The sequence below is a fragment of the Glycomyces tarimensis genome, from assembly GCF_054776215.1.
Map to the genome: position 1 here is coordinate 222,488 of NZ_BAAHCB010000002.1, position 24,485 is coordinate 246,972.

Consider the following 24,485-nt stretch of genomic DNA (forward strand, 5'->3'; position numbering starts at 1 on the left):
CCTCACTAGGCCTTCAGGAGGTTGGCGTCGTCGACCGAGGCCGAGCGTCGGGAGCGGAAGATCGCCATGATGATGGCGAGGCCGATGACGACTTCGGCGGCGGCGACGGCCATGACGAAGAACGCCATGACCTGGCCGTCGATGGTGCCGGTGGTGCGGGCGAAGGTCACCAGGGTCAGGTTGCCGGCGTTGAGCATGAGCTCGACGCACATGAACACGACGATGGCGTTGCGCCGCACGAGGACGCCGACGGCGCCGATGCTGAACAGCGCGGCGGCGAGGATGAGGTAGTGGTCGGGGCTCATCGCTCGTCCCTCCCCTCGGTGCGTTTGGGGGCCGCTTCGGCGGGCGTGAGCTGCCGCGGCGGCACGTATTCGGACAGGCTCTGCGGCTCGATGCCGCCGTCGGGCCGCAGCGCGGGCGTCGCGGTCGAGTCGGAGGTGGCGAACACGCCGGGCCCGGGCCTGGGCCCGGGGTAGTTGCCGGGCGCGAACCGCTCGCGGCTCGCTTCCTTCTGGCCGCGCGAGCCGCCCTTGCGGGCGACGTGCGCGAACATGAGCGCGCCGACGGCGGCGACGGTGAGGACCCCGGAGACCACCTCGAACGGGAAGATGTAGGTGGTGAACAGGGACTCGGCGATGGCGGCGACGTTGGACTCGCCGCCGGCGCCGGCCACGGTGGGCGGGCCGTCGGCGATGGTGAGCCCGGAGACGGCGTGGGCGAGACCGGAGGCGAGGAGGGCGGCCAGGCCGATGCCGAGGCAGATGGCGAAGAACCGCTGCCCCCGCAGGGTCTCGAACATGGAGTCGCGCGAATCTCGTCCGAACAGCATGAGCACGAACAGGAACAGCATCATGATCGCGCCGGTGTAGACCATGATCTGTACGAAGCCGAGGAACGGCGCGGACTGCATGATGTAGAAGACCGCGAGGCAGATCATGGTGAGCGCGAGCATGAGCGCGGCGTGGACGGCCGAGCGCGCGAGGACGAGGCCGATGGCCCCGCCGAGCGCGAGCGGCGCGAGGATCCAGAACGCGACGGACTCGCCGGTCGAGACGGACTGGGCCAGGTCGACGATCACTGCTGGCTCCTCTCCTTGTGCGCGAGCATCTCGGTGAGGGAGAACTCGGCGCCGGCGCTGGGACCCGGGTTGTCGGGGCCCGAGGCGTAGTAGTCCTTCTCGCTCTCGCCCAGACGCATCGGGTGCGGCGGCTGCTCCATGCCCTCGTTCAGGGGCGCGAGGAGCTCTTCCTTGGTGAAGATGAGGTCGCGCCGGTCGTCGCGGGCGAGCTCGTACTCGTTGCTCATGGTGAGCGAGCGGGTCGGGCACGCCTCGACGCACAGCCCGCAGAAGATGCAGCGGGCGTAGTTGATCTGGTAGGTCTTGGCGTACCGCTCGCCGGGCGAGTAGCGCTCGGCCTCGGTGTTCTCGGCGCCTTCGACGTAGATGGCGTCGGCGGGGCACGCCCAGGCGCACAGCTCGCAGCCGATGCACTTCTCGAGGCCGTCGGGGTGACGGTTGAGGACGTGCCGGCCGTGGTAGCGGGCCTGGACCTTCGGGGGCTCCTCGGGGTATTCGACCGTCACCTTCGGTTTGAACATGTGCGAGAAGGTGACACCGAAGCCTTTGGCGAAACCGGACATCTCTACTCCTCCTTCTCTCTCGGCGACGCTTGCGAGCCGTTGTCGGTCGCTGTGGGGGAAGCTTGGTTGCCGCTGAAGGGCTCGCGTTCGCGCCCGCCGGTGCCGCCGTCGACGGCGGCGCCCGCCGGCTCCTTCGGCTCCAGCTCGGTGAGTCCGCGCGGGCTCGGCGGGACGGCGAGGTCGAGCGGCGGCACGGGGAAGCCACCGAGCCCGGTGTCCGCCTCCGCCGGCGGCTCGTAGGGTTTCCTGGTGGGCCAGAAGAAGATCAGCGCCATCACGACGATGGCGGCGCCGCCGGCGAACGCGATGCGGGTCGGCAGCTCGTTGGTGGTGTCGAGCCCGATGTTCATGGCCGCTAGGACCATGACCCACACCAGGCTGACGGGGACGAGGACCTTCCAGCCCAGGCGCATGAACTGGTCGTAGCGCAGTCGCGGCAGGGTGCCGCGCAGCCACACGTAGAAGAACAGGAACGCCAGGACCTTCCCGAAGAACCACACCAGCGGCATCCAGCCCTCGTTGGCGGCCGGCCACCACGAGCTGGGGAACGGTGCCGCCCACCCGCCGAGGAACAGCGTGACGCACAGGGCCGACATGGTCACCATGTTCACGTACTCGGCGAGGAAGAACGACGCGTACTTGAGGCTGGAGTACTCGGTGGCGAAGCCGGCGACGAGCTCGGATTCGGCCTCGGGCAGGTCGAACGGGGCCCGGTTGGTCTCACCGACCATGGCGATGACGAACACGATGAAGCTCGGGGCCAGCACGATGAAGTACCAGCCCGGGAGCGTCAGTTCGAGGCCGGCGAGGCTGATCGGGATGCCGTCGGCCTGGGCCTCGACGATGCCGCCGGTCGACAGGAGCCGCGACTGGAAGAACACCGCGAGCACGGCCAGGCCGAGCGCGATCTCGTACGAGATGACCTGCGCGGCCGCGCGCAGCGAGCCGAGCAGGGCGTACGCCGAGCCGGACGACCAGCCGGCGAGGACGATGCCGTACACGCCGAGCGCCGAGCAGGCGAGGATGAGCAGCACGCTCACCTCGAAGTCGGTGAGCTGCAGCTCGGTGGCCTGACCGAACATCGAGACCTCGGGGCCGAACGGGATCACCGCGAAGGCGGTGAACGCGCACGTGACGGCGATGAGCGGCGCGGCGATGAAGAGCACCTTGTCGGCCGTCCTCGGCATCGTGTCCTCTTTGAACGCGAGCTTGAGGCCGTCGGCGAGGGACTGGAGGAGCCCGAAGGGGCCGTTGCGGTTCGGCCCCGGACGCACCTGCATGATCGCGACGGCGCGTCGCTCGAACCAGATGGTGAACAGCACCAGCAGGACGAGGACCACGAACAGGGCGACGCCCTTGATCAGCATCAGCCACAATGGGTCGTTCATCGTTCGGCCGCCTCCTTCGGGGCGTCCGCGCCGGCCGGGGCCGGCACGTTCGGGTAGGCGCGGATGGTGACCACGTCGCCGGCGCCGGCGCCGAGGTGGCGGTAGATGCCGCGGCCCGGAGCGTTCTGGGGCAGCCACACCACGCCTTCGGGCATGTCGGTGGTCTCCAGCGGCAGGGTGATCCCGCCGATGGCGGTCGCGACGGTGACGCCGCCGCCTTCGCTCGCGCCGATCGCCTTCGCGGTGGCGGCCGAGAGCCGCACGACCGGGTCGGGCGCGCATCCGGCGAGGTGCGGGTTGTTCTCTTGGAGCGAGCCGCCGTCGAGCAGCTGCCGCCAGGTCGCCAGGATCGCCTTGCCCTCGCCCTTCGCCGCGGCCTTCGAGCCGTCGATCGGCTCGAGCTTGGCGGGCTTGTCGAACTGCCAGTCGGGGGCCGGCTGGCGGGTGAGCGGGTCGGGCAGGCCGGCCAGTTCGGCACGGACCAGCCGCGTGTCGGCCAGACCGAGCTCGTGGCCCATCGCCTGCGCGAGCACGTCGAGGACGGCGTGGTCGCTCATGAGGTCGGATTCGAGGACGGCCTCGAAGGTCCGCAGGCGCCCCTCCCAGTCGAAGTAGGCCCCCGCCTTGTGGTTCGCGGTCGCGACCGGCAGGATCACGTCGGCGACCCTGGTGACCGCCGAGTGGCGGATCTCCAGCGAGACGACGAACCGCGCGGCGTACAGGGCCGCCTCGACGGCGGGCCCGTCGGCGAAGTCGTACGGGTCGACGCCGCCGACCAGGAGTCCGTCGAGCTCGCCGTCGGCGGCCGCCTGGAGGATCTGCCAGGCGTGCCGGCCGTCGGTCCCGGGCAGCGCGTCGACGCCCCAGTACGCGGCGAGCTGCTCGCGGTCGGCCTCGTAGTCGGCCAGGGCGCCGCCCGGCAGCAGGTTCGGCAGGCACCCGGCCTCGACCGCGCCCCGGTCGCCGGCGCGGCGCGGGATCCACGCGATCCGGGCCCCGGTCGCTTGGGCGAGCTTGACGGCGGCGGAGAAGGCGCCCTCGACGGTGGCGAGGCGCTCGCCCAGGAGGATCACGGCGCCCTCTTCGTTCAGGGCGTCGTGGACGACCCCGGAGTGGCGCCACGAGTCGAGCAGTTCGGCCTCTTCGCCGGGGAGCCCTTCGATGAGGTTCGCGTGGAGCTTGCGGGTGCCGCGGGTCGCGAACGGGGCGAGCACGTGGACGCGCTGGCCCCTCGCGCGCACGGCCTTGCGCATGCGCAGGAACGCGATCGGGCATTCCTCTTCGACCTCGAGGCCCGCGACGAGCACCGTCGGGGCGTGTTCGAGGTCCTCGTAGGTGACCGCACCGCTGGAGGGGTAGACCCCGGCGACCGAGTGCGCCAAGAACTCCGATTCCTCAGTGGAGTGCGGTCGGGACCGGAAGTCGATGTCGTTGGTCCCGAGGGCGACGCGCGCGAACTTGGCGTAGGCGTAGGCGTCCTCGACGGTGAGCCGGCCACCGGTCAGGACCCCGACGCCGCCGGCGGCCTCCCCGAGCCCCTTGGCGGCGCGCCGCAGCGCCTCGGGCCAGGACGCCTCGCGCAGCGAGCCGTCGGCCTCGCGCACGAGCGGCTTGGTGATCCGGTCGGCGGCGTCGATGTACGACATCGCCCAGCGGCCCTTGTCGCAGTTCCACTCCTCGTTCACCGCCGGGTCGTTGCCGGCCAGGCGCCGCAGCACCTTGCCGCGCCGGTGGTCCGAGCGCTGCGAGCACCCGGCCGAGCAGTGCTCGCACACGCTCGAGCTGGAGACCAGGTCGAACGGGCGCGAGCGGAAGCGGTACTGGGTGCCCGTCAGCGCGCCGACCGGGCAGATCTGGACGGTATTGCCCGAGAAATAGGACTCGAACGGCTCGTCCTCGTAGATGCCGACCTGCTCCAGCGCGCTGCGCTCCATGAGCTCGATGAACGGGTCGCCGGCGATCTGCTCGGAGAAGCGCGTGCACCGCGCGCACAGCACGCACCGCTCGCGGTCGAGCATCACCTGCGAGGAGATCGGCAGCGCCTTCTTGAACTGGCGCTTGTTGTCCGGGTCCATGCGCGTCTCGCTGCGGCCGGTGCTCATCGCCTGGTTCTGCAGCGGGCACTCGCCGCCCTTGTCGCAGACCGGGCAGTCCAGGGGGTGGTTGATCAGGAGGAACTCCATGATCCCCTCCTGGGCCTTCGCCGCGACCTCGCTGGACTGCTGGGTCTTGACGACCATGCCCTCCATCGCGGTGGTCGTGCACGAAGCGGCGGGCTTGGGCATGCCGCGCCCGTTGCCCATGTCGGGCACCTCGACGAGGCACTGCCGGCACGCGCCGGCCGGCTCCAGCAGCGGGTGGTCGCAGAACCGCGGGATCTCGATGCCGAGCTGCTCGGCGGCGCGGATGATCAAGGTGCCCTTGGGGACAGTGATCTCGACGCCGTCGATGGTGAACGTGACCTGGTCAGTCATGTCAGTGCGCTCCGATCATGTCGGCGTCGAAGAGCGGGGTCTTGGTGCCTTCGATGAAGTCGAGGTAGTCCTGCTTGAAGAACTTCAGGCTGGACGTGACGCAGGAGGTCGCGCCGTCGCCGAGGCCGCAGAAGGACCGGCCCAGCAGGTTCCCGCAGGCGTCCTCGAGCAGCTTCAGGTCCGAGAGCTGGCCCTGACCGGACAGGAGCCGCTCGTAGACGCGGACCATCCAGTAGTTGCCCTCGCGGCACGGGGTGCACTTGCCGCACGACTCGTGGGCGTAGAACTTGATCCACCGCCAGCAGGCGACGACCGGGTCGTCGTGCTGGGAGTAGATCATCAGCGCGGTGGTGCCCAGGATGGAACCGGCCTTGGCGACGTTGTCGAAGTCGAGCGGCACGTCGATGTGCTCGGCCGCGAGCATCGGCGTCGACGAGCCGCCGGGCGTGAAGAACTTGAGCTCGTGCCCGTCCTCCATGCCGCCGGCCAGCTCGATGAGCTCGCGCAGCGTCGTGCCCATGGAGCACTCGTACTGGCCGGGATGCTTGACGCGCCCCGACAGCGAGTAGATCATCGTGCCGGCCGAGTTCTCCGAACCGATCGACTTCCACCACTCGGCGCCGCCGAGCACGATGTGCGGGACGGCCGCGATGGTGCCGACGTTGTTGATGCACGTCGGCTTCTGGTACAGCCCGTGCGTCGCCGGGAACGGCGGCCGCAGCCGCGGCTGGCCGCGCATCCCTTCCAGCGAGTCGAGCAGAGCGGTCTCCTCGCCGCAGATGTAGGCCCCGGCGCCGGAGTGGATGACCACGTCCAGGTCGAAGCCGCTGCCGAGGATGTTCTCGCCGAGGTAGCCGGCCGCCTTCGCCTCGCGGACGGCGTGGCGCAGGCGGCGGGCGGCGTGGACGGCCTCGCCGCGCACGTACACGAACGCGCGGCTGGCCTTGATGGCGTAGGAGGAGATGATGATGCCCTCGATCACCGAGTGCGGGTCGTTCATCATCAGCGGCAGGTCCTTGCACGTGCCCGGCTCGCCCTCGTCGGCGTTGACCACCAGGTAGTGCTCGTTGCCGTCGTCGGGCACGAACTGCCACTTCATGCCGACCGGGAAGCCCGCGCCGCCGCGGCCGCGGTGCCCGGACTCCTTCATGAACGCGACCAGTTCGGCCGGGCTGTAGCCCAGGGCCTTGCGCAGGGCCTGGTAGCCGTCGAGCTGCTCGTACACGTCGAGCTTCCACGCGCCCGGCGAGAGCCAGCGCTTGGTGACGACGGGCTTGAGCTTGCTGAGGACGTCTTCGCGGGGGCGTCTTGGACCAGGCACGGTTACTCGACTCACTTCGCTTCCTCTTTTTCGACGAGCGGCGCCTCGGGGTCGAAGGCGGGCGCGGTGATCCCGGCCTCTGCCGCGAGCCGCGCCCCGGCGAGGGTGGCCTCGCCCTGGGCGTTGCCTTCGAGGCCCGCTTGGCGCTCCTCCTCGAACCCGGCGAGCTGCACCGACATCTCGCGCAGCGTGCACAGCGGCGCGCCGCGGCTGGGGACGGGGCGCTTGCCCTCCTTGAGCTGGCGCACCAGGTCGAGGGACTCGGCCTCGTCCATGTTGTCGAAGAACTCGTAGTTGACGGTCACCACGGGTGCGTAGTCGCACGCGGCGAGGCATTCGGCGTGCTCGAGGGTGATGGTGCCGTCGGGCGTGGTCTCGTCGTGGCCGACGTCGAGCTCGGTGGCGAGGGCGTCGAAGATGCGCTGGCCGCCCTTGGTGTGGCACAGCGTGTTGGTGCAGACGCTGACGAGCCAGTCGCCGGCCGGTTCGCGCTTGTACATGGTGTAGAACGTCGAGACGGCCTGGACCTGGGCCTTGGTGAGGCCGAGGACCTCGGCGCAGAAGGCGATGCCCTCGTCCGAGACGTAGCCGTCGTGCGACTGCACCAGGTGCAGCAGCGGCAGCAGCGCCGAGCGCTGGCGGCCTTCGGGGTAGCGGGCGACGATGGCGCCGGCCTGTTCGTGGATCTGCTCCGGATAGCTCATCGGTCGCAACCTCCCATGACGGGGTCGAGCGAGGCGCCGCCCGCGATGACGTCGGCCAGCAGGCCGCCCTCGGCGAGTGCGGGGAGGGCCTGCAGGTTGACGAAGGACGGGTCGCGCATGTGGACGCGGAACGGCTTGGTGCCGCCATCGGAGACGGCGTGGATGCCCAGTTCGCCTCGCGGGGCCTCGATGGCCGTGTAGACCTGCCCGGCCGGCACCCGGAAGCCCTCGGTGACGATCTTGAAGTGGTGGATGAGGGCCTCCATCGACTGGCTCATGATGTGCCGGATGTGGTTGAGGCTGTTGCCCATGCCGTCGGCGCCGAGGGCGAGCTGGGCGGGCCAGGCGATCTTCTTGTCCTCGACCATGACCGGTCCCGGTCGGAGCTTGTCGAGCCCTTGGGAGATGATCTTGAGGCTTTCGCGGATCTCGCCGATGCGGAGGACGTAGCGGGCCCAGGCGTCGGCACCGGTGTGGGTGGGGACGTCGAACTCGTAGTCCTCGTAGCCGCAGTAGGGCATGGTCTTGCGCAGGTCCCAGGGCAGGCCGGCGGAGCGCAGGACGGGGCCGGTGACGCCGAGGGCGAGGCAGCCGGACACGTCGAGGTAGCCGACGCCTTGGGTGCGCTCCTGCCAGATGGCGTTGCCGCTGAGCAGGCCTTCGTAGTCGTCGAGGCCCTTGGGCATGTACTCCACGAAGTCGCGGATCATGCGGGCGGCGTCGTCGGGGAGATCCTGGGCGACGCCGCCGGGGCGGACGTAGGCCATGTTCATGCGCAGGCCGGAGACGGCCTCGAAGATGTCGAGGACCTTCTCGCGGTCGCGGAAGCCGTAGATCATCATCGACAGCGCCCCGAGCTCCATGCCGGTGGTGGCGAGCGCGACGAGGTGCGAGGCGATGCGGTTGAGCTCCATCATGATCACGCGGATCACGGTGGCGCGCTCGGGCACCTCGATGCCGAGGAGCTTCTCGACGGCGAGGCAGTAGCCGACCTCGTTGAAGATCGGGGCGAGGTAGTCGGCGCGGGTGACGAAGGTGCAGCCCTGGGTCCACGTGCGGTATTCGAGGTTCTTCTCGATGCCGGTGTGCAGGTAGCCGATGACGGGCCTCACGGAGCGGACGGTCTCGCCTTCCAGCTCGCACACGAGGCGGAGCACACCGTGGGTGGACGGGTGCTGGGGGCCGAGGTTGACGATGAGCCGTTCGTCGTTGACCGGGTCGACGGCGGCGACGAGTTCGTCCCAGTCGCCGCCGGTGACGGTGTAGACCCGGCCTTCGGTGGTGTCCCTCTCGGGCGCGAAGGCGTCGAAACTCTCGTCGGTGGTGTGGTCGGTGGCGGTCATCGGTACGACCTCCTCTCATCGGGCGGAGGTATGTGGGCGCCCTTGTATTCGACGGCGATGCCGCCGAGCGGGTAGTCCTTGCGCTGGGGGTGGCCCTCCCAGTCGTCGGGCATGAGGATGCGGGTGAGGTGCGGGTGTCCTTCGAAGACGACGCCGAACATGTCGTAGACCTCGCGCTCCTGCCAGTCCGCGGTCGGGTAGACCTTGGCGACGCTGGTGACCACGGGGTGGTCGGCGGACACCGAGGTCTCCAGGCGCACGCGCCGGCGGTAGGTCATCGAGGTGAGGTGGTAGACGACGTGGAGCCGGTTGGTCTGCGCCGGGTAGTCGACGCCGGAGACCGAGTTGCACAGCTCGAAGCGGAGGCTCTCGTCGTCGCGCATGGTCTCGCAGACCTGGGCGGTGCGGTCGGGCGCGATGTAGATGGTCAGTTCGCCGCGGTCGACGACGGCGGCGCGGACGACCTCCTCGCCGAGCAGTTCCCTGAGGGCGGCGAGGATCTCGTCGAAGTAGCCGCCGAGGGGCTCGGGGGTGGAGACGATCTCGCCGGCGGTGGGGTTGGCGCGGACGAGGCCGCCGAAGCCGGAGGTGTCGCCGGCGTCGGGCGCGCCGAACAGGCCGTGCTGTCGCTGCATGCCCACGGGCTGGACTTCGTCTTGGCTCACGGCTTCGCCACCGCCTTCCTGATGCGCAGTTGCTCTTCGGTGCCGTCCTCCACCGCTGCGATCCATTCCTTCTTGCGCTGCTTGTCGAAGCGGTAGGAGGAGGGCATCGCGCCGGGCTTGATGTCGGGCTCGGGGAGCTCCTTGAGGGCCTGGCGGCGCTGCTCGCCGAGGGGCTCGTGCTGGACCTTGTCGTGGAGCTTGAGGATCGCGTCGAGGAGCATCTCGGGTCGGGGCGGGCAGCCGGGCAGGTACATGTCGACGGGCACGACGTGGTCGACGCCCTGCACGATCGCGTAGTTGTTGAACATGCCGCCGCTGGTGGCGCACACGCCCATCGACAGGACCCACTTGGGCTCGGCCATCTGGTCGTAGATCTGGCGCAGGACGGGGGCCATCTTCTGGCTCACGCGTCCGGCGACGATCATCAGGTCCGCTTGTCTCGGTGAGGCCCTGAAGACCTCCATGCCGAAGCGGCCGGTGTCGTAGCGGGCCGCGCCGGTGGACATCATCTCGATGGCGCAGCAGGCGAGGCCGAACGTGGCCGGCCACATCGAGGCGCGGCGGGTCCAGTTCACCAGGGCCTCGACGGAGGTCAGGATGATGCCTTGCGGCAGTTTCTCTTCGATTCCCATTGCTAATCCCAGTCCAGTCCGCCGCGGCGCCACTCGTAGGCGTAGGCGACGAACAGCGCGACGATGAACATGAGGACGGCCCAGAATCCGAAGACGCCGAGCACGTCGTGGTGGACCGCCCACGGCACCAGGAAGATGATCTCGATGTCGAAGACGATGAACAGCATCGCGGTGAGGTAGAACTTCACCGGGAACTTGGTGGTGCCGGTGCTGTCGGGGGCGGGTTCGATGCCGCATTCGTAGGGGTCGGACTTGGCCCGGTTGACCCGGCGGGGCCCGGTGATGCGCGAGGCGACCACGGACACGATCCCGAATCCGAGTCCGATCGCGAACATGATGACGACCGGTACGTAGACTTCCACGGCTCAGGCCCTCCTTTCGGCGAAGCTTGCGAGCCGACCATTGGGGCGGCCCAGTGGGGGCGTGACGATCCGCATGCCGTTGACCAGCCTGTCGGCGAGGTCGCCGCCGGGCGAGTCGGTGAGGTTCGCCAGCAGTTTCAGGACGAACCGCATGAGCGCCGGGTGCTGGAGGCCCTGCTCGGTGCAGAGCCGCATGACCTCGGGGTGCCCGATGAGGTGCACGAACACCTCGCCCATGCGGTAGTAGGAGCCGAGCCGGCGGCTCAGCAGTTCGGGGTAGCGCCGCAGCTCGGCCTCGCGCCGGGGCGCGTTGGGCCGGCGCAGCGCGACGGCGGCGACCTCGGCGGCGATCTCGGCCGATTCGATGGCGTAGGCGATGCCTTCGCCGTTGAACGGGTTGACCATGCCGCCGGAGTCGCCGACGAGCATGAGTCCGCGGCTGTAGTGGGGGACGCGGTTGAAGCCCATGGGGAGGGCGGCGCCGCGGACGGGGCCGTCGGCGGCGTCCTCGTCGCGCAGGCCCCATGCCTCAGGGGTGGCGGCGAGCCAGTCGCGCAGGAGCGAGCGGTAGTTGGTCTTGCCGTAGCCCTCCGAGGAGTTGAGGACGCCGAGGCCGACGTTGACGCGGCCGTCGCCGAGGCCGAAGATCCAGCCGTAGCCGGGCTGAAGGACGTCGGGCTCGTCGGCGGTGCGCAGGGCCAGCCAGGACTCGAGGTAGTCGTCGTCGTGCTTCGCCTCGGACTTGTAGTACTGGCGCACGGCGACGCCCATGGGGCGCCTCGGGTCGCGCTTGATGCCGAGGGCCAGCGCCAGCCGCCCGGAGACGCCGTCGGCGGCGACGACGAGCGGGGCGCGGTAGGTCTCGGTGCGGCCGTCGACGCGGGCGGTGACCCCGGCGACGCGGCCGGCGAGGTCGAAGGCGGGCGCGGTCACCTGGACGCCGGTGCGCAGCTCGGCGCCGGCGGCGACGGCGCGCTCGACGAGGAGCTGGTCGAAGTCGTATCGGGTGCGGGTGAGGCCGTAGGCGGGGAAGGACTCCAGGACCGGCCAGTCGAGTTCGAGGACGGCGTCGTCGGCGACGACCCGCAGGCCGCGGTTGCGCATCCATCCGGCGTCTTCGGAGGTGTCGACGCCCATCTTGAGCAGGCCGGCGACGGCGCGCGGGGTGAGGCCGTCGCCGCAGACCTTCTCGCGGGGGAAGTCGGACTTCTCGAGGAGGAGTACGTCCAGCCCGCGGCTGGCGAGGTGGTAGGCCGCGGCTGCACCACCGGGTCCGGCGCCGACGACGATGACGTCGGCGGCCGGGGTTGCGTGAGTGGTCACAAGCGTCCTCTCAGGCGTTTGAGGCGGTGATCATTCTTACGAGCCACCCGCTTGTGAAGCTCTTCACAAGCGTTTGTCAGCAGTCTAGAACTCCGATATTCGCCCGGTCTCACTTAGGTCCGCCTAAGTTCGCGTCATGCGTGGTCACGGGGCGTACGGCTGTGCCATTACCTCCCTGCGGCAGGTGCGGGGCAAGCCATTGCCAACGGCTTCGAAGGCCGTGACGAAGCCTACAGTCACACAAGTTTGCAACTGTCAACCCCCCGAAGCGCTCGCGCGAGGAGCCGGGTGACCTGCGGCGACGTGTTGAGCGCCACAAAGATTCAAATTTGAATTATGTCCGGTATCGCGTTATGGTCATCTGGTGGTTCAAATCTGAACCATCTTGCCGCTCCACCGTTCATGAGGGAAGCATTATGTCCACCAACGCCGTCGAGCCCGTCAAGGTCGCGATCGTCTTCTACTCCGCCACCGGCAACGTCACGAGCCTGGCCCGCCAGCTCGCCGCGTCCGCCGAGAAGGCCGGCGCCGAGGTCCGCCTGCGCCGCGTCACCGAGCTGGCGCCGCAGGCCGCGATCGACTCCAACCCGGCATGGGCCGAGAACTTCAAGGCCATCTCCGCGGAGATCCCCGAGGCCGTCCCCGAGGACGTCGAGTGGGCCGACGCCGTGCTCTTCGGCTCCCCGACCCGGTTCGGCAACGTCGCCGCGCAGCTCAAGCAGTTCCTCGACACCCTCGGCCCGCTCTGGTTCCAGGGCAAGCTCGCCGACAAGGTCTACTCCGGTTTCGCCTCGGCCTCCGGCAAGCACGGCGGCAACGAGTCGACCCTGCTGGCGCTGTACAACACCGTCCACCACTTCGGCGGCATCCTCGTCGCCCCCGGTTACGCCGGCCAGGAGCTGTTCGCGAACGCCTCGCCCTACGGCGTCTCCCACTGGAACGGCTACGACATCGACGACACCACGCTGGCCGCCGCCGCCGCGCAGGCCGAGCGCGTCGTCAAGACCACCACGGCCCTCAAGGTCGGCCGCGCCGCCGCCTGATCGCGGCCTCCGGCTCCGTGCACCCGGCCGCTCGGCGGCCGGGTGCTCGCGTCTTCAGGACTTGAGGCGCGCCACCAGGCGCTTGGCCATCGCGCCGAGCTCGGCGGCCTCCCGCTCGTCGAGCTCGTCGAAGACCACCTCGCGGACCAGCTTGACGTGGCCGGGCGCGGCCGATGCGAGGCGGTCCCTGCCGTGGTCGGTGAGCCGGGCGAGGGTGCTGCGGCCGTCGGTCGGGCAGGCGAAGCGCTCGATGAGGTCGGCGTCCTCGAGCCGGCGGGCGACGTGGGAGAGCCGCGAGAGCGAGCCGTTGCACACGTACGCGAGGCCGCTCATCCGCATGGTCTGGTCCTCGGCGTGCTCGAGCGCGGCGAGGACGCCGTATTCGAAGTGGCTCATCTGCGAGTCGCGCCGCAGCTGTTCGTCGAGCGCGGCGGGAAGCCTGGTGACCAGGCCGATCACGGCCAACCAGGTCTCCAGCTCCTCGTCGTCGAGCCAGCGCACGTCATCGGTCATGCCAACAGCTTAACGGCGATGCTTGATGCATCAAGGAATACGCATATAATTCCGTTGAGGTTTCAATAAACTAGGAGTGGTCATGACCGCCCAGCCCGCAGCCGCGTTCGACGCCTTCCTCCAGACCACCGCGCCCCGCACGGCCGAGCGCCGCGCGTGGACGCCCGGCGACGGCCCGCTGCCGGCCCTGTACCTCAGCCACGGCGCGCCGCCGCTGTTCGACGAGGCCGAGTGGATGGACCGGCTGTTCGCGTGGGCCCACGGCCTGCCGCGACCGCGGGGCATCCTCATCGTCTCGGCGCACTGGGAGTCGGCCCCGCTCATGCTCTCCTCCCCCGAGGCGGCGACGCCGCTGGTCTACGACTTCGGCGGCTTCCCCGAGCGCTACTACAAGATGACGTACGCGACGCCCGAGGCGACGGCGATGGCCGACAGGGTGGCCGCCGCGATGCCGGACACCGAGCCGGTCCACCGGCACCCGAGCCGGGGCCTCGACCACGGAGCCTGGGTGCCGCTCAAGGTCATGTACCCCGACGCCGACATTCCGGTCCTCCAGTTGTCGATTCCGACGCACGACCCGGACCGCCTGATGGACATCGGCCGCCGACTCCGCCCGATGCGCGAGGAGGGCTACCTCGTCGTCGGCTCGGGCTTCATGACGCACGGGCTGCCGTACATCGACTTCTCCGACGACACGCCCGCCTGGTCGGCCGAGTTCGACCACTGGGCGGCCGAGGCGATCGAGCGCGGGGACATCGACACGCTGGCGTCGTACCGCTCCGAGGCCCCTGGGATGCCGTACGCGCATCCGACGGTGGACCACTACGTGCCGCTGTTCGTCGCCTACGGGGCGGCCTCGGACGCCGAGCGGCCCGCCGAGACCGTCATCGACGGGTTCTGGCTGGGCCTGTCGAAGCGCTCGTTCCAGCTCGCCTAGCGACCGAGGCTCATTTGAAGCCGCGGTGGAGGGCGACCGCGCCCCCGGCGAGGTTGCGCCAGGCGACTTTGCGGTATCCGGCCTTGACGATGCGCTCGGCGAAGTCGGCCTGGGCGGGCCAGTCCAGGGTCGACTCGGAGAGGTACTTGTAGGCCTCGGGATCGGAGGCGACGCGCGCGGCGAGCCGGGGCATCACGTGCTTGACGAACACGCCGTGCGCGGCCCGGTACGGCCGCCACGTCGGTCGGGAGACCTCGCACAGCACCAGGCGCCCGCCGGGCTGGAGGACCCGCAGGATCTCGGTCAGGCACGCGTCGAGGTCGGCGACGTTGCGGATGAAGAACGAGCCGGTGACGGCGTTGAAGGCGCCGTCGGCGAACGGCAGGCGGAGCGCGTCGCCGGCGACGAGCGGCACCCGCCGGTCGGCGTGGGCCCTCAGCATCCCCAGGGAGAGGTCGAGGCCGATGACGTCGGCCCCGGACTTGGCGAGCTCGGCGGTGGAGACGCCGGTGCCCGCGCCCAGGTCGAGGCACCGCTCGCCGGGCTGGAGGCTGAGGGCCTCGCGGGCGGCCTTGCGCCAGCGCCGGTCCTGCCCGGCGACCATCACGGTGTTGGTGCGGTCGTAGGCGGGGGCGACCCGGTCGAACATCGCGGCTATGCGCCGGGGTTCCTTACGCGGGGTATTCGGTTCATTCGGCTGGCTCACCTGGTCAGCCTCGCACACGGCCGATGGGAAATCCGCCGGAGCCCTGAGGATGTGGGCCCCGGCGGATCAAGGGGTTAGCGGGCGCGCGGAGGGTGCGCGTCAGGCGCAGCCTGGAGGGAGCTGAGGAAGGTAGGCTGCGCGCTCGCCCGGCCGGAATGCCATCGATGATGGCGAGCATGCTTGCGCGACAACGCAGGTGGCGACTGGCTGGAAGGTCGTCATGGTCACCTGCTCCTCCGCGCGTCATCGAGGTCGGACATTCGCCCGGCCGCGCCCCGATCGTCGGCGGTGCGGCCTGCGTTACACGACCACACTGACGCACGGATGCTGTGATGTCGATCTATGAAACCGAACCGTTATCGCGTGTGACCCTACCGATAACTTTGGCGTGCCTCGCTGTCATAGTTCGGACGGACCTCGCCCGTTTCGGGCGGTCGGCGGGCCGTTCGCCCCGGTTGAACGGTGTCGGCGGGGCGCGCGTACACACACCGACGCGCGCCCCGCCGTCTCCAGGGGATAACGGAGGCCGGCGTCGCCGGCCTCCATAGAGCCGAGCTTCGGGCCTGTTCACTATCCAGGACCGGGGCGGTGCGACACAAGCACTGTGATCGAACCGTTATCGAACCTCAATGTTCGATGAGCCGTCCTTTGACGACGGTGGCCTTGCAGTTCCCGGCCGCCTCGGAGACGAGCGCGGCGTACGGGTTGGCCTCGGCGTCGACGTCGAAGACGGCCAGGTCGGCGCGTGCGCCGACCTTGATGGCGCCGATATCGGTCCTGCCGAGTGCCTTGGCGCCGCCTTCGGTGGCGGCGCGGACGAGCCATTCGTTGAGGCCGTCGCCGTCGTCGCCTTGGGCGAGGGCCATCTTGCGCAGCACGGGCCATTCGGCGGCGACGTCGAGGTCGGGCGCGGAGGCACGCGAGTCGGTGCCGATGGCGACGGGGTTGCCTTCGGAGCGGTGTGCGGCGACGGGCGCCTCGCCGGCCTCGAGGCGCGCGTTGGAGCGGGCGCACAGCGCCACGTGGGTGCCCTGGTCGCGCAGGAGCCGGCGGTCCTCCTCGTCGAGGTGGACGCCGTGGGCGACATGGGAGTCGGCGCCGAGCCAGCCGACCTTGACCATCTGCTGGGCCGGGGAGTGCCCGGCGCCGCCGCTGCCGAGTTCGAGGTCGAGGCCGATGCGGCGGTTCATGAACGCGAACGGCCCGGAGCCGCGGCGGACGAACATGTCCTCGTGGCTGGTCTCGGCGAGGTGCGGGTGGAGGCGGATGTCGAGAGTGCGGGCGAGCTCGGCGAGGCTCTTGGCGACGCCGGTGCCGAGCGAGTAGAGCGTGTGGGGGCTCACCCCGATGGCGAGGTCGGAGCCGTTGACGGCGCGGGCCTCGGTGACGACCTCGCGCCAGGCGTTGCGGCGCTCGTCCCAGGCGGCGTCGTCGATGAAGCAGGCCTCCCAGTAGGCGACGCCGGCGAGGTCGGACGCCAGGAGCGGCTCGAAGCCGGCCTGGGGGGTGACGACGTCGGCGACGGCGGTGACGCCGTGGGACAGGGACTGGTCGATGCCGTCCTGGACGGCGGCCTTCCACTCCTCGTCGGTGGTCTCGGGGTTCCTCCTGGGGAACTCCTGGATCCACTCGAAGAATTCCTTCTCATTGCCGTGCATGTCGGCATAGCCGGTGTAGCACAGGTGCGTGTGGGCGTTGACCAGGCCGGGCGTGAGAACGCCGGTGAAGGCGGTGGCGCCGTCGGCCTCGGGGGCGTCCGCGGCGGGGCCGACGTAGGCGATCCGCCCGTCGTCGACCCCGACCGCGCCGTCGCGGATCGGCTCACCCGCGATCGGGACGACGACGGGGGCGGTGTAGATGTGCATGGTGCCGAGCTTACTCAGTGTGCCGCTTGGACTCCTCGAGCGCGGTATAGGCCGGGAGGATGACGTCGTGGACGAGGTCTCGGCGCTCGGGGTAGGGCAGGAAGGCGGCCTCGGCGGCGTCCACGGTGCAGCGCTTGATCTCCGCCCAGCCCCAGCCGAACGCCTCGGAGAGCAGCTGGAACTCGCGCGAGGTGTGGGTGCGGCTCATGAGGCGGTTGTCGTTGTTGACGGTGACGCGGAAGCCGAGGTCGAACAGCTCGCCGATCGGGTGGGTCTCGATCGACGCGGCGGCGCCGGTCTGGAGGTTGGAGGACGGGCACACTTCGAGGGCGATGCGCCGGTCGCGGATGTAGCTCGCGAGGCGGCCGAGTTTCGGCCCCTCGCTCGAGAAGTGGAGGTCCTCGACGAGCTTGACGCCGTGGCCGATCCGGTCCGCGCCGCAGTCGGCCACGGCGCCGAGGATCGACTTCGGGCCGACCGACTCGCCGGCGTGGATGGTGAACGGCATGGACTCGCGCCGCAGGTATGCGAAGGCGTCGGCGTGGGCCTCGGGCGGGTTGCCGATCTCGCCGCCGGCGATGTCGAAGCCGACGACGCCCTTGTCGCGGTACGCGACCGCGAGCTCGGCGATCTCTTTGACGCGCTCGGCGTGTCGCATCCCGCACAGGATGGTGCCGGCGGCGATCGGGCGGCCGGCCTCCCTGGCCAGGCGCTCGCCTTCGGCGAGTCCGGCGACGGTGGCCTCGACGACCTCGCCGAGGCCCATGCCGCCGTCCAGTTGCTGCTCGGGGGCGTAGCGCAGTTCGGCGTAGACGACGCCGTCCGCGGCCAGGTCCTGGACGGCCTCGGAGGCGATGCGGAAGCAGTGCTCGGGCTTTTGGAGGACCGCGACGGTGTGCGCGAAGGTCTCCAGGTAGCGCTCCAGGGTCCCGGAGTTCGCGGCCTCGAAGAACCAGTCGGCGAGCGCCGTCGGCTCCTTCGCCGGCAGGGTGTGGCCGATCTCGTCGGCGAGCTCGATGAGGGTCTGCGGGCGCAGTCCTCCGTCGAGGTGCTCGTGGAGGACGACCTTGGGGGCGGAGCGGATCTCGTCGTGCGACAGCGGTGCGGAATTCATCCTACGAATGCTAGTCGGCGGCGATCGCGAGATCACCTCAGAGCCTGACCTCGTCCCAATTGACGGGGCGCTCCTCGGCGAAGACGACGGCCCACTCCAAAGCCCAGCGGCGGTGCCACACGAGGCTGTCGTCGACGCCCCTGGGCAGCGGCTTGCCGCCTCTCCTGGCCTGGTCGCAGAACCAGTCGAGGCAGTAGTACAGGTCGAGCATCTCGGCCACGACGCCCGCATCGCGGGTGGTGGTCAGGTTGCGGTCCCTCCAGGAGCTGAACGACTCGGGGCGGCGCAGGTCGGGCAGCAGTTCGGGGAGGTCCTCGGCGCAGGCGACGGCGGGGTCGAGGTGATCGACGAGGCCGAGGAGCCAGGCGATGGCGTACAGGCTCTCGAGCTGGTCGGCGTAGCGGGCGCGTTCGCCTCTGCCGCAGGCGATGAAGCCCCATTCGTCGGGGGTGAGGTGGTCGAGGACGTGGCCGTCGAGGAGCCAGCGCATCGCGAGCTCCTCGGGCATGTCGAACACGCGGGCCTGGACGATGTTGAGGATGGCCGCGCGGGCCTCCATGTGGAAGCGCGGTCGGAGCCCCGGGAGTCTGCCGTCGGGGAAGGGCAGGGGGAACTGATCGGGGGGAGCGGGTATGCCCAGGGCACTGAGTCCGTCCACTGTGCGCACTCGCACGCTGCGGGGATCTGAGATCAGCGACGGCATATGGGCTCCCTACCACTTAAGGGTTCACCTGACGGGCGGCTTCGGCACACGGAGGGGTATTTGTGAAAGACTGTAGCGTCCGACACACGTCTCAGTCAATCCGGCCCCCGAGGAAAGCGCCGCCGTCTACCCATCGGTAGACGGTTGCTACGCAGGAGTTTCTCAGCCGCTCGCGGCGAGTCGCTTGTGGCTGGTCTGCTCGGTGGTGCCGGTGTGCCGCCGGGCGGGGCGGCGCCGCCACGGTCCGGTGAGCGGCCCCGGCCCGATCGGCGGGTCCGGCTCGCCCCCGGCCCACCGCGATCGGCGCACGGCCGGCCGCGCTCCCGACCGCCCACCCGCGCGGCCTCATCCACCGCGACCGCGAGCCGGCCGACATCATCGGAACGGCGACGGCCCCCTGGTCAGCGGGACTGTCACAGTGGACGACCAATGGGACTGGTGGGGAGTGGCTTGCGCGACTTAATCGGTACAGTTATATTAGTTTATACGTACCTACAAAGTCATATGGCCTATCGACGACCGGCACTCGACGAACCCCCGCTTCCCCACGAAAGGCGTCGACATGGGCGAATCACGCGCTGCACGGACGTACCGACTCAACCGCCGCAAGCTGTTCCAGGCCGGAGCCGCCTCGGCCGTGGCCGCATCGATCGCCGGCTGCGCCGAGCTCGACGAAGGCCCCGAGGGCACCGCCGCCGCCTCCGACGAACTCGCCGCGCTGCTTCCCAAGAACCTCCCCTACCAAGGCGCCGTCACCCCCGACCTGCCCGGTCAGGCCGACGGCACCGTCTCCCCCGGCTACCTCTCCCGGCCCGCCGAAATCCTCCAGGCCGTCCCCGAGCCGCCCATGACCACCGGCGAGGAGATCACCGCGATCACTCCCCTGTGGAACCCCGCACCGCCCGGGCCGCCGGACAACTCCTACTTCACCGCCGTCAACGAGGCCCTCGGCGGCACCGTCCGCTTCAACATCGCCGACGGCAACAACTACGTCGACAAGATCACCACCACGCTCGCCAGCGGCGACGTCCCCGACATGTTCCAGATCCCCGGCTGGGAGATCCAGAAGCTCTCCGACTTCACCGAGGCCGCGAACGAGCTCTTCGCCGACCTCTCCCCGTACCTCGCCGGCGACAAGGCCGCCGAGTACCCGCTCCTGGCCAACTACCCGACCGCGGCCTGGGCCATGGGCGTCTTCGGCGGCACCCTCCTCGGCATCCCCTGGGAGCGGGCCCCGTACACCAACACGATGTTCGCCCGCCAGGACATCCTCGACGCCCTCGGCCTCGAACACCCCACCAACCTCGAAGAGCTCATGGCCATCGCCGAAGAGGTCAACGACCCCGCCGCCAACCGCTGGGCCTTCGCCAGCATCGACCAGACCGTCCAAGAGGCCATGGGCGTGCCCACCCTCTGGCGCGACGACGACGGCACCCTCGTCCACAAGTTCGAGACCGACGCCTTCGCCGCCGCGATCGAATTCACCCGCGAGGTCTTCGACAAGGGCCTGGTCCACCCCGACTACGTCGCCGACCGCTTCACCAACACCAAGGAGCTCATAGGCTCCGGCCAGGCCGTGTTCTACGAGGACGGCCTCGGCGCCTGGCACGAGATGCTCGGCACCTACCGCGACGTCGACGGCTTCGACCTCCAAGCGGTCGACCCCATGGCGGCCGAGCCCGGCGGCACCCCCACCATCTGGCGCGACGACCCCGCCGGCATGTTCGTCTTCATCAAGAAGGACCTGTCCGAAGAGCGCATCCGGGAATGCCTGCGCGTCGCCAACTGGTGCTCCGCCCCCTACGGCACCAAGGAATGGGACCTCGTCTGGGACGGCGTCGAAGGCGTCCACTTCGAAGTCGACGCCGAAGGCGTCCCCCAGCGCACCGAGCTCGGCCAGACGGAAGTCGCCAACACCTACCTGTTCCTCTCCGGCCGGCCCAACGCCAACTTCAAATTCCAGTACCCCGGACAGGTCGAGGCCCAGCACGCCTGGGAGACCAACGCCGCGCCGTACCTCGACGACCACCCGTTCCAGGGCCTGCGCGTCGAGATGCCCTCCGAACTCGCCGCCCGGAACGAACCGATGGCCGACGCCCACCACGAGATCTACCGCGGCCAGCGGGACGTCGCCGCCTGGGACGGCCTCGTCGAGGAATGGCGCTCCAGTGTCGGCGACGACGCCCGCGAGTACTACACCAAGATCGCCGAGGACAACGACCGCCTGTGACCACCGCTACCGCCCCCTCCCCGGCCGAACAGGCCGGGGAGGCCCCCGAACCGCGGCCCAGGCGGCCGAAACCCAAAACGCACTGGCGCGTGCGCCTGCGGCGCGACTGGCCGCTGCTCGTCATGGCCGCGCCCATGATGGTCCTCGTGTGGGGCTTCTGGTGGATCCCCTCACTGGGCAACGTCATCGCCTTCCAGGACTACAAGCCCTACACCGGCGGCATCTTCGGCTCGCGCCTGGTCGGCTTCACCCACTTCCAGCACCTGTTCTCCGACCCCGAATTCCTGCGGGCCGTCACGAACACGCTCTCGATCACCGCGTTCCAGCTCGTGTTCTACTTCCCCGTCCCCATCATGCTGGCCCTGCTGATGCACTCGCTCGCCTCCGAGCGCCTCAGATCCATGCTCCAGAGCGTCGTCTACCTGCCGTACTTCTTCTCCTGGGTGCTCGTCATCGCGATCTTCCAGCAGATGCTCGGCGGCGCCGGCCTCATCAGCCAGCTCCTGCGCCGGGGCGGCTACGACGGCATCGACTGGATGACCAACTCGGACACGTTCATCCTCCTGGTCACCTCCCAGGCCGTCTGGAAGGACGCCGGATTCGGCGCGATCATCTTCCTCGCCGCCCTCGCGGCGATCGACCCGAGCCTGTACGAGGCCGCGGCCGTCGACGGCGCCGGACGCTGGAGGCGGCTGTGGCACATCACCCTGCCAGGGCTCAGACCCGTCATCATCCTGCTGCTCATCCTGCGCCTCGGCGACGCGCTCAACGTCGGCTTCGAACAGTTCTTCCTCCAACGCAGCGCCGTCGGCTCGCAGGCCTCGGAAGTGTTCGACACCTTCGTCTACTACAGCGGCATCCGCGTCGGCGACTTCGACTACGGGGCCGCCGCCGGCCTGTTCAAAGGCGTCATCGGACTCGTGCTCATCCTCGCGGCCAACAAGGTCGCGCATCTACTCGGCGAGCGGGGAGTGTATTCCAGAACATGAAGCAACGCGCAGCCTGGGAAGAACGGCCCACGGTCACCGGCCGGGCCGCCAAAGGCCTGAGCATCGGCGTGATCATGCTGCTCATCCTCTTCCCGCTCTACACCATCGCGCTGACGAGCCTGTCCAGCGCCGAAACCGTCCACGAAGTCGGCGGCCTCGTCATCTGGCCCTCCGACGGCATCACCTTCGAGGCGTACGAGCAGATGTTCCGCAACCCGGTCGTCCTCCGCGCCCTCGTCATCTCCCTCGCCATCACCGCCGGCGGGACGCTGCTCAGCGTCGTCGTCTCCATGCTCGGCGCCTACTCGCTCTCCCGACCGGGATCCTTCGGCCACAAGACGATCCTGTTCTCAGTCCTGCTCATGTTCGTGATCTTCCCCGGCCTCATCCCCGTCTACCTGTGGGTCAGCGCCATCGGACTGCGCGACAACTACCTGGCGATCATCCTGCCGATGGCCGTCTCCGCGTTCAACGTCGTCGTCCTGCGCGCTTTCTTCATGAACATCCCGCAGGAACTGTTCGACTCCGCGCGCATCGACGGCGCCGGCGAATTCCGGATCCTGTGGCAGATCGTCACCCCGCTGTCCAAGGCCGTCATCGCCGTCGTCACCCTCTTCTACGCCGTCGCCTACTGGAACAACTGGTTCAACGCGTTCCTGTACCTCGACGACACCACCAAGTGGCCGCTGGCGCTCGTGCTGCGCACCTACGTCGTCGAATCGGCGCCGCTGCCGCAGGCGTCCGGGCTCACCACCGCCCCGCCGACGCTCGCGGTCAAGATGGCCATCGTCATGATCGCCATCGTCCCCGCGCTCATCATCTACCCGTTCGTGCAGAAGCACTTCAAGAAAGGCGTCATCATCGGAGCCGTCAAGGGCTGAACGAAGACCCCCATCCTTCCAGGACTTTTCGTACAATCACGGACGGAAGTACTACATCGGACCATCCACCCAGCATGGGCCGAACCCGCCTACTGGAAGGAATCCGGTGAAGCCACCCACCCGACGACTCGCGGCGGCCGCCGGCGCGGCAGCGCTGGCGGCCTCGCTCATCGCGGCCGCACCCGCCACCGCCCAGCGCCAGAGCAACGGCATCGACTGGCGGCCGTGCCCCGGCGCGGCAGCGGTCGACTGCGCCACCATCGAAGTCCCACTCGACTACTCCCGGCCGTGGGGCGAGACGATCGAGATCGGACTCGCCCGCCGCCAGGCCGCCGACCCCGACCGACGCATCGGCACGATCCTCATGGACCCCGGCGGCCCCGGCGGCTCGGGCGTCGCCTCCGTCCAGGAGTCCAATCCGCTTTCGACCGCCGCCGCCGAGCGGTTCGACGTCGTCGGGTTCGACCCCAGGGGTGTCAACACCAGCACGCAGGTGCAGTGCGGCGCCGAGGCGATCGACGCGGTGACCGCGATCGGCGTGCCCACCGACGAGGCGTCCTTCGCCGCGCTCGAGGCGGCCAACGCGAACCTCACCGCCGACTGCCGCTCGCGCACCGGGGAGCTGTTCGACCACGTCGACAACCTCCACACCGTCGAGGACATGGAGCGCATCCGCCGCGCCCTCGGCGACGGCAGGCTCAACTACCTCGGCTACTCCTACGGGACCCTCATGGGCCAGCAGTACGCCGAGCGGTACCCGCGGCGCATCCGCACGATGGTCCTCGACGGCAACATGGACCACAGCCTGGACTCAGCCTGGGAGTTCATGAGCACCGAGACCGCCGCCGTCGAGGAGAACTTCGTCGACTTCGCCGCCTGGTGCGAGACCACACCGGACTGCGCGCTGTACGGCGAGGACGTCGAGGCCGTGTACGGCGGCCTGAAGGAGGCGGCGCGCGCCGGGCGGCTGACCGACCCGTTCACCGGCGAGCCGCTGGACTTCTACGGCCTCTCTTCGTACACCTTCAACGCGAACTTCCCCGACGGCTGGGGCACGCTGGCGACCCTGATGCGGGCCATGCGCGACGGACAGACGCTGCCCGAGCCCATGGAACTGCGCGCGCCCGACGAGGCCGTGGAGCATCCGTACTACCCGATGTGGTGCCAGGACTGGGGATTCGACGTGGGCTCCTTCGCCGAGTTCGAGGAGCTGACCGGCAAGCTCGCCGCCGAGTACCCGAACGTCGAGTGGACGCGCTACAACGAGCACGCGCTCACCTGCGTCGGATCGGGGATCGAGCACACGAACCCGCGAGGCGAGCTCGACATCGACCGCGCCCCGCCGCTGGTGTTCCTGGGCACCGCGCACGACTTCGCCACGGTGTACCCGTGGTCGCAGACCGCCGCCGAGCAGGCCGGCGGGCACCTGATCACCTACGAGGGGTACGGCCACACCGTCTACAGCGGCCTGTCGGACTGCGTCGACCGGGCGGTCGACGCCTACTTCCTCGACCGTGAGGCACCGCGGGATGGCTTGAGCTGCCCGAGCCTGGAGTCGCCGTCGTCCTCGCCGCTCACCGACCGCGCCGAACCGCCCACACCGGGGCCGTTCTAGACGGGAACGGCGCGGGGCCGGGAGTGATCTCCC

The 24,485-nt window shown here is 69.6% G+C and carries 23 protein-coding genes and 1 pseudogene; 6 read left to right on the top strand and 18 right to left on the bottom strand.

Going from position 1 to position 24,485, the window contains the following annotated elements; all coding sequences use genetic code 11:
• Positions 1-5: 5 nt before the first annotated feature.
• The 12 genes and pseudogenes from nuoK to ACYVK3_RS03185 form a co-directional block, all read right to left on the bottom strand.
• Positions 6-305 carry an NADH-quinone/ubiquinone oxidoreductase subunit 4L family protein gene (gene nuoK, locus ACYVK3_RS03130; protein ID WP_460495793.1) on the bottom strand — a complete coding sequence of 100 codons (300 nt, stop codon included), beginning with the start codon at positions 303-305 and terminating at the stop codon, positions 6-8.
• Entirely contained in the window at positions 302-1,081 is a 780-nt protein-coding gene (locus ACYVK3_RS03135; protein ID WP_460495795.1) for an NADH-quinone oxidoreductase subunit J, read from the bottom strand. The genes nuoK and ACYVK3_RS03135 overlap by 4 nt, the downstream gene beginning before the upstream one ends.
• The gene (nuoI, locus tag ACYVK3_RS03140; protein WP_460495796.1) at positions 1,078-1,644 is read right to left on the bottom strand and encodes a NuoI/complex I 23 kDa subunit family protein; all 567 of its coding nucleotides are present in this window, start codon (positions 1,642-1,644) and stop codon (positions 1,078-1,080) included. Before nuoI ends, ACYVK3_RS03135 begins: the two co-directional genes overlap by 4 nt.
• Before the next feature lie 2 nt (positions 1,645-1,646).
• Positions 1,647-3,032 (bottom strand): complex I subunit 1/NuoH family protein, encoded by a 1,386-nt coding sequence (nuoH, locus tag ACYVK3_RS03145; RefSeq protein ID WP_460495797.1) that lies wholly within the window; start codon positions 3,030-3,032, stop codon positions 1,647-1,649.
• Positions 3,029-5,506 carry an NADH-quinone oxidoreductase subunit G gene (locus ACYVK3_RS03150; protein WP_460495798.1) on the bottom strand — a complete coding sequence of 826 codons (2,478 nt, stop codon included), beginning with the start codon at positions 5,504-5,506 and terminating at the stop codon, positions 3,029-3,031. The genes nuoH and ACYVK3_RS03150 overlap by 4 nt, the downstream gene beginning before the upstream one ends.
• A 1-nt stretch (position 5,507) precedes the next feature.
• On the bottom strand, positions 5,508-6,842 hold the full coding sequence (gene nuoF, locus ACYVK3_RS03155) for an NADH-quinone oxidoreductase subunit NuoF (RefSeq protein ID WP_460495799.1): 1,335 nt from the start codon (positions 6,840-6,842) through the stop codon (positions 5,508-5,510).
• A 2-nt stretch (positions 6,843-6,844) separates the two neighbouring features.
• Positions 6,845-7,531: pseudogene (nuoE, locus tag ACYVK3_RS03160) on the bottom strand (NADH-quinone oxidoreductase subunit NuoE); the annotation flags it as partial.
• On the bottom strand, positions 7,528-8,874 hold the full coding sequence (locus ACYVK3_RS03165; RefSeq protein ID WP_460495800.1) for an NADH-quinone oxidoreductase subunit D: 1,347 nt from the start codon (positions 8,872-8,874) through the stop codon (positions 7,528-7,530). The pseudogene nuoE and the gene ACYVK3_RS03165, both read right to left, overlap by 4 nt.
• Positions 8,871-9,605 carry an NADH-quinone oxidoreductase subunit C gene (locus ACYVK3_RS03170; RefSeq protein ID WP_460495801.1) on the bottom strand — a complete coding sequence of 245 codons (735 nt, stop codon included), beginning with the start codon at positions 9,603-9,605 and terminating at the stop codon, positions 8,871-8,873. The genes ACYVK3_RS03165 and ACYVK3_RS03170 overlap by 4 nt, the downstream gene beginning before the upstream one ends.
• The gene (locus ACYVK3_RS03175) at positions 9,536-10,171 is read right to left on the bottom strand and encodes a NuoB/complex I 20 kDa subunit family protein (RefSeq protein WP_460495802.1); all 636 of its coding nucleotides are present in this window, start codon (positions 10,169-10,171) and stop codon (positions 9,536-9,538) included. The genes ACYVK3_RS03170 and ACYVK3_RS03175 overlap by 70 nt, the downstream gene beginning before the upstream one ends.
• 2 nt (positions 10,172-10,173) lie before the next feature.
• Positions 10,174-10,533 (bottom strand): NADH-quinone oxidoreductase subunit A, encoded by a 360-nt coding sequence (locus ACYVK3_RS03180; RefSeq protein ID WP_460495803.1) that lies wholly within the window; start codon positions 10,531-10,533, stop codon positions 10,174-10,176.
• Positions 10,534-10,536: 3 nt separating this feature from the next.
• Positions 10,537-11,856, bottom strand: a complete 1,320-nt coding sequence (locus ACYVK3_RS03185) for a geranylgeranyl reductase family protein (protein WP_460495804.1) — start codon at positions 11,854-11,856, stop codon at positions 10,537-10,539.
• 416 nt (positions 11,857-12,272) lie between these two features.
• On the opposite strand from ACYVK3_RS03185, the gene wrbA reads away from it, so the two are divergent.
• On the top strand, positions 12,273-12,899 hold the full coding sequence (gene wrbA / locus ACYVK3_RS03190; RefSeq protein ID WP_460495805.1) for an NADPH-dependent FMN reductase family protein: 627 nt from the start codon (positions 12,273-12,275) through the stop codon (positions 12,897-12,899).
• A gap of 54 nt (positions 12,900-12,953) precedes the next feature.
• On the opposite strand, the gene ACYVK3_RS03195 is transcribed toward wrbA, so the two are convergent.
• Positions 12,954-13,412 carry a MarR family winged helix-turn-helix transcriptional regulator gene (locus tag ACYVK3_RS03195; RefSeq protein ID WP_460495806.1) on the bottom strand — a complete coding sequence of 153 codons (459 nt, stop codon included), beginning with the start codon at positions 13,410-13,412 and terminating at the stop codon, positions 12,954-12,956.
• Positions 13,413-13,494: 82 nt separating this feature from the next.
• Between ACYVK3_RS03195 and ACYVK3_RS03200 the strand changes: the two genes are divergently transcribed.
• Entirely contained in the window at positions 13,495-14,349 is an 855-nt protein-coding gene (locus ACYVK3_RS03200; protein WP_460495807.1) for a dioxygenase family protein, read from the top strand.
• A 10-nt stretch (positions 14,350-14,359) separates the two neighbouring features.
• Here the strand turns inward: ACYVK3_RS03200 and ACYVK3_RS03205 are convergent, their stop codons facing one another.
• The 5 genes from ACYVK3_RS03205 to ACYVK3_RS03225 all read right to left on the bottom strand — a co-directional run bounded on the left by ACYVK3_RS03205 (position 14,360) and on the right by ACYVK3_RS03225 (position 19,046).
• Positions 14,360-14,998 carry a class I SAM-dependent methyltransferase gene (locus ACYVK3_RS03205; RefSeq protein WP_460495927.1) on the bottom strand — a complete coding sequence of 213 codons (639 nt, stop codon included), beginning with the start codon at positions 14,996-14,998 and terminating at the stop codon, positions 14,360-14,362.
• A gap of 683 nt (positions 14,999-15,681) precedes the next feature.
• Positions 15,682-16,920 (bottom strand): amidohydrolase family protein, encoded by a 1,239-nt coding sequence (locus tag ACYVK3_RS03210; protein WP_460495808.1) that lies wholly within the window; start codon positions 16,918-16,920, stop codon positions 15,682-15,684.
• A gap of 10 nt (positions 16,921-16,930) precedes the next feature.
• Positions 16,931-18,034 (bottom strand): adenosine deaminase family protein, encoded by a 1,104-nt coding sequence (locus tag ACYVK3_RS03215; protein ID WP_460495809.1) that lies wholly within the window; start codon positions 18,032-18,034, stop codon positions 16,931-16,933.
• A 37-nt stretch (positions 18,035-18,071) separates the two neighbouring features.
• The gene (locus ACYVK3_RS03220) at positions 18,072-18,692 is read right to left on the bottom strand and encodes a DUF4272 domain-containing protein (RefSeq protein WP_460495810.1); all 621 of its coding nucleotides are present in this window, start codon (positions 18,690-18,692) and stop codon (positions 18,072-18,074) included.
• Between the two features lie 207 nt (positions 18,693-18,899).
• Entirely contained in the window at positions 18,900-19,046 is a 147-nt protein-coding gene (locus tag ACYVK3_RS03225; protein WP_460495811.1) for a hypothetical protein, read from the bottom strand.
• 253 nt (positions 19,047-19,299) lie between these two features.
• On the opposite strand from ACYVK3_RS03225, the gene ACYVK3_RS03230 reads away from it, so the two are divergent.
• From ACYVK3_RS03230 to ACYVK3_RS03245, 4 genes are all read left to right on the top strand, one after another.
• On the top strand, positions 19,300-20,967 hold the full coding sequence (locus tag ACYVK3_RS03230) for a type 2 periplasmic-binding domain-containing protein (RefSeq protein WP_460495812.1): 1,668 nt from the start codon (positions 19,300-19,302) through the stop codon (positions 20,965-20,967).
• A complete protein-coding gene (locus ACYVK3_RS03235; protein WP_460495813.1) occupies positions 20,964-21,956 on the top strand; it encodes an ABC transporter permease in 993 nt (330 codons plus the stop codon). Before ACYVK3_RS03230 ends, ACYVK3_RS03235 begins: the two co-directional genes overlap by 4 nt.
• Positions 21,953-22,837: a carbohydrate ABC transporter permease gene (locus ACYVK3_RS03240; RefSeq protein ID WP_460495814.1), complete on the top strand. Its 885-nt coding sequence runs from the start codon at positions 21,953-21,955 to the stop codon at positions 22,835-22,837. The genes ACYVK3_RS03235 and ACYVK3_RS03240 overlap by 4 nt, the downstream gene beginning before the upstream one ends.
• Positions 22,838-22,943: 106 nt before the next feature.
• Complete coding sequence (locus ACYVK3_RS03245) at positions 22,944-24,452, top strand: alpha/beta hydrolase family protein (protein WP_460495815.1); 1,509 nt, start codon at positions 22,944-22,946, stop codon at positions 24,450-24,452.
• The last annotated feature ends 33 nt before the right edge of the window (positions 24,453-24,485 follow it).

Excerpts from the sequence above, each read along its gene's own strand:
- ACYVK3_RS03215 (WP_460495809.1), bottom strand. The coding sequence starts at position 18,034 with ATGAATTCCGCACCGCTGTCGCACGACGAGATCCGCTCCGCCCCCAAG.
- nuoH (WP_460495797.1), bottom strand. The coding sequence starts at position 3,032 with ATGAACGACCCATTGTGGCTGATGCTGATCAAGGGCGTCGCCCTGTTC.
- ACYVK3_RS03150 (WP_460495798.1), bottom strand. The coding sequence starts at position 5,506 with ATGACTGACCAGGTCACGTTCACCATCGACGGCGTCGAGATCACTGTC.
- ACYVK3_RS03200 (WP_460495807.1), top strand. The coding sequence starts at position 13,495 with ATGACCGCCCAGCCCGCAGCCGCGTTCGACGCCTTCCTCCAGACCACC.
- ACYVK3_RS03240 (WP_460495814.1), top strand. The coding sequence starts at position 21,953 with ATGAAGCAACGCGCAGCCTGGGAAGAACGGCCCACGGTCACCGGCCGG.
- ACYVK3_RS03170 (WP_460495801.1), bottom strand. The coding sequence starts at position 9,605 with ATGGATCGCAGCGGTGGAGGACGGCACCGAAGAGCAACTGCGCATCAG.
- ACYVK3_RS03195 (WP_460495806.1), bottom strand. The coding sequence starts at position 13,412 with ATGACCGATGACGTGCGCTGGCTCGACGACGAGGAGCTGGAGACCTGG.
- nuoK (WP_460495793.1), bottom strand. The coding sequence starts at position 305 with ATGAGCCCCGACCACTACCTCATCCTCGCCGCCGCGCTGTTCAGCATC.
- ACYVK3_RS03210 (WP_460495808.1), bottom strand. The coding sequence starts at position 16,920 with ATGCACATCTACACCGCCCCCGTCGTCGTCCCGATCGCGGGTGAGCCG.
- ACYVK3_RS03165 (WP_460495800.1), bottom strand. The coding sequence starts at position 8,874 with ATGACCGCCACCGACCACACCACCGACGAGAGTTTCGACGCCTTCGCG.
- ACYVK3_RS03205 (WP_460495927.1), bottom strand. The coding sequence starts at position 14,998 with ATGTTCGACCGGGTCGCCCCCGCCTACGACCGCACCAACACCGTGATG.
- wrbA (WP_460495805.1), top strand. The coding sequence starts at position 12,273 with ATGTCCACCAACGCCGTCGAGCCCGTCAAGGTCGCGATCGTCTTCTAC.
- ACYVK3_RS03175 (WP_460495802.1), bottom strand. The coding sequence starts at position 10,171 with ATGGGAATCGAAGAGAAACTGCCGCAAGGCATCATCCTGACCTCCGTC.
- ACYVK3_RS03230 (WP_460495812.1), top strand. The coding sequence starts at position 19,300 with ATGGGCGAATCACGCGCTGCACGGACGTACCGACTCAACCGCCGCAAG.
- nuoI (WP_460495796.1), bottom strand. The coding sequence starts at position 1,644 with ATGTCCGGTTTCGCCAAAGGCTTCGGTGTCACCTTCTCGCACATGTTC.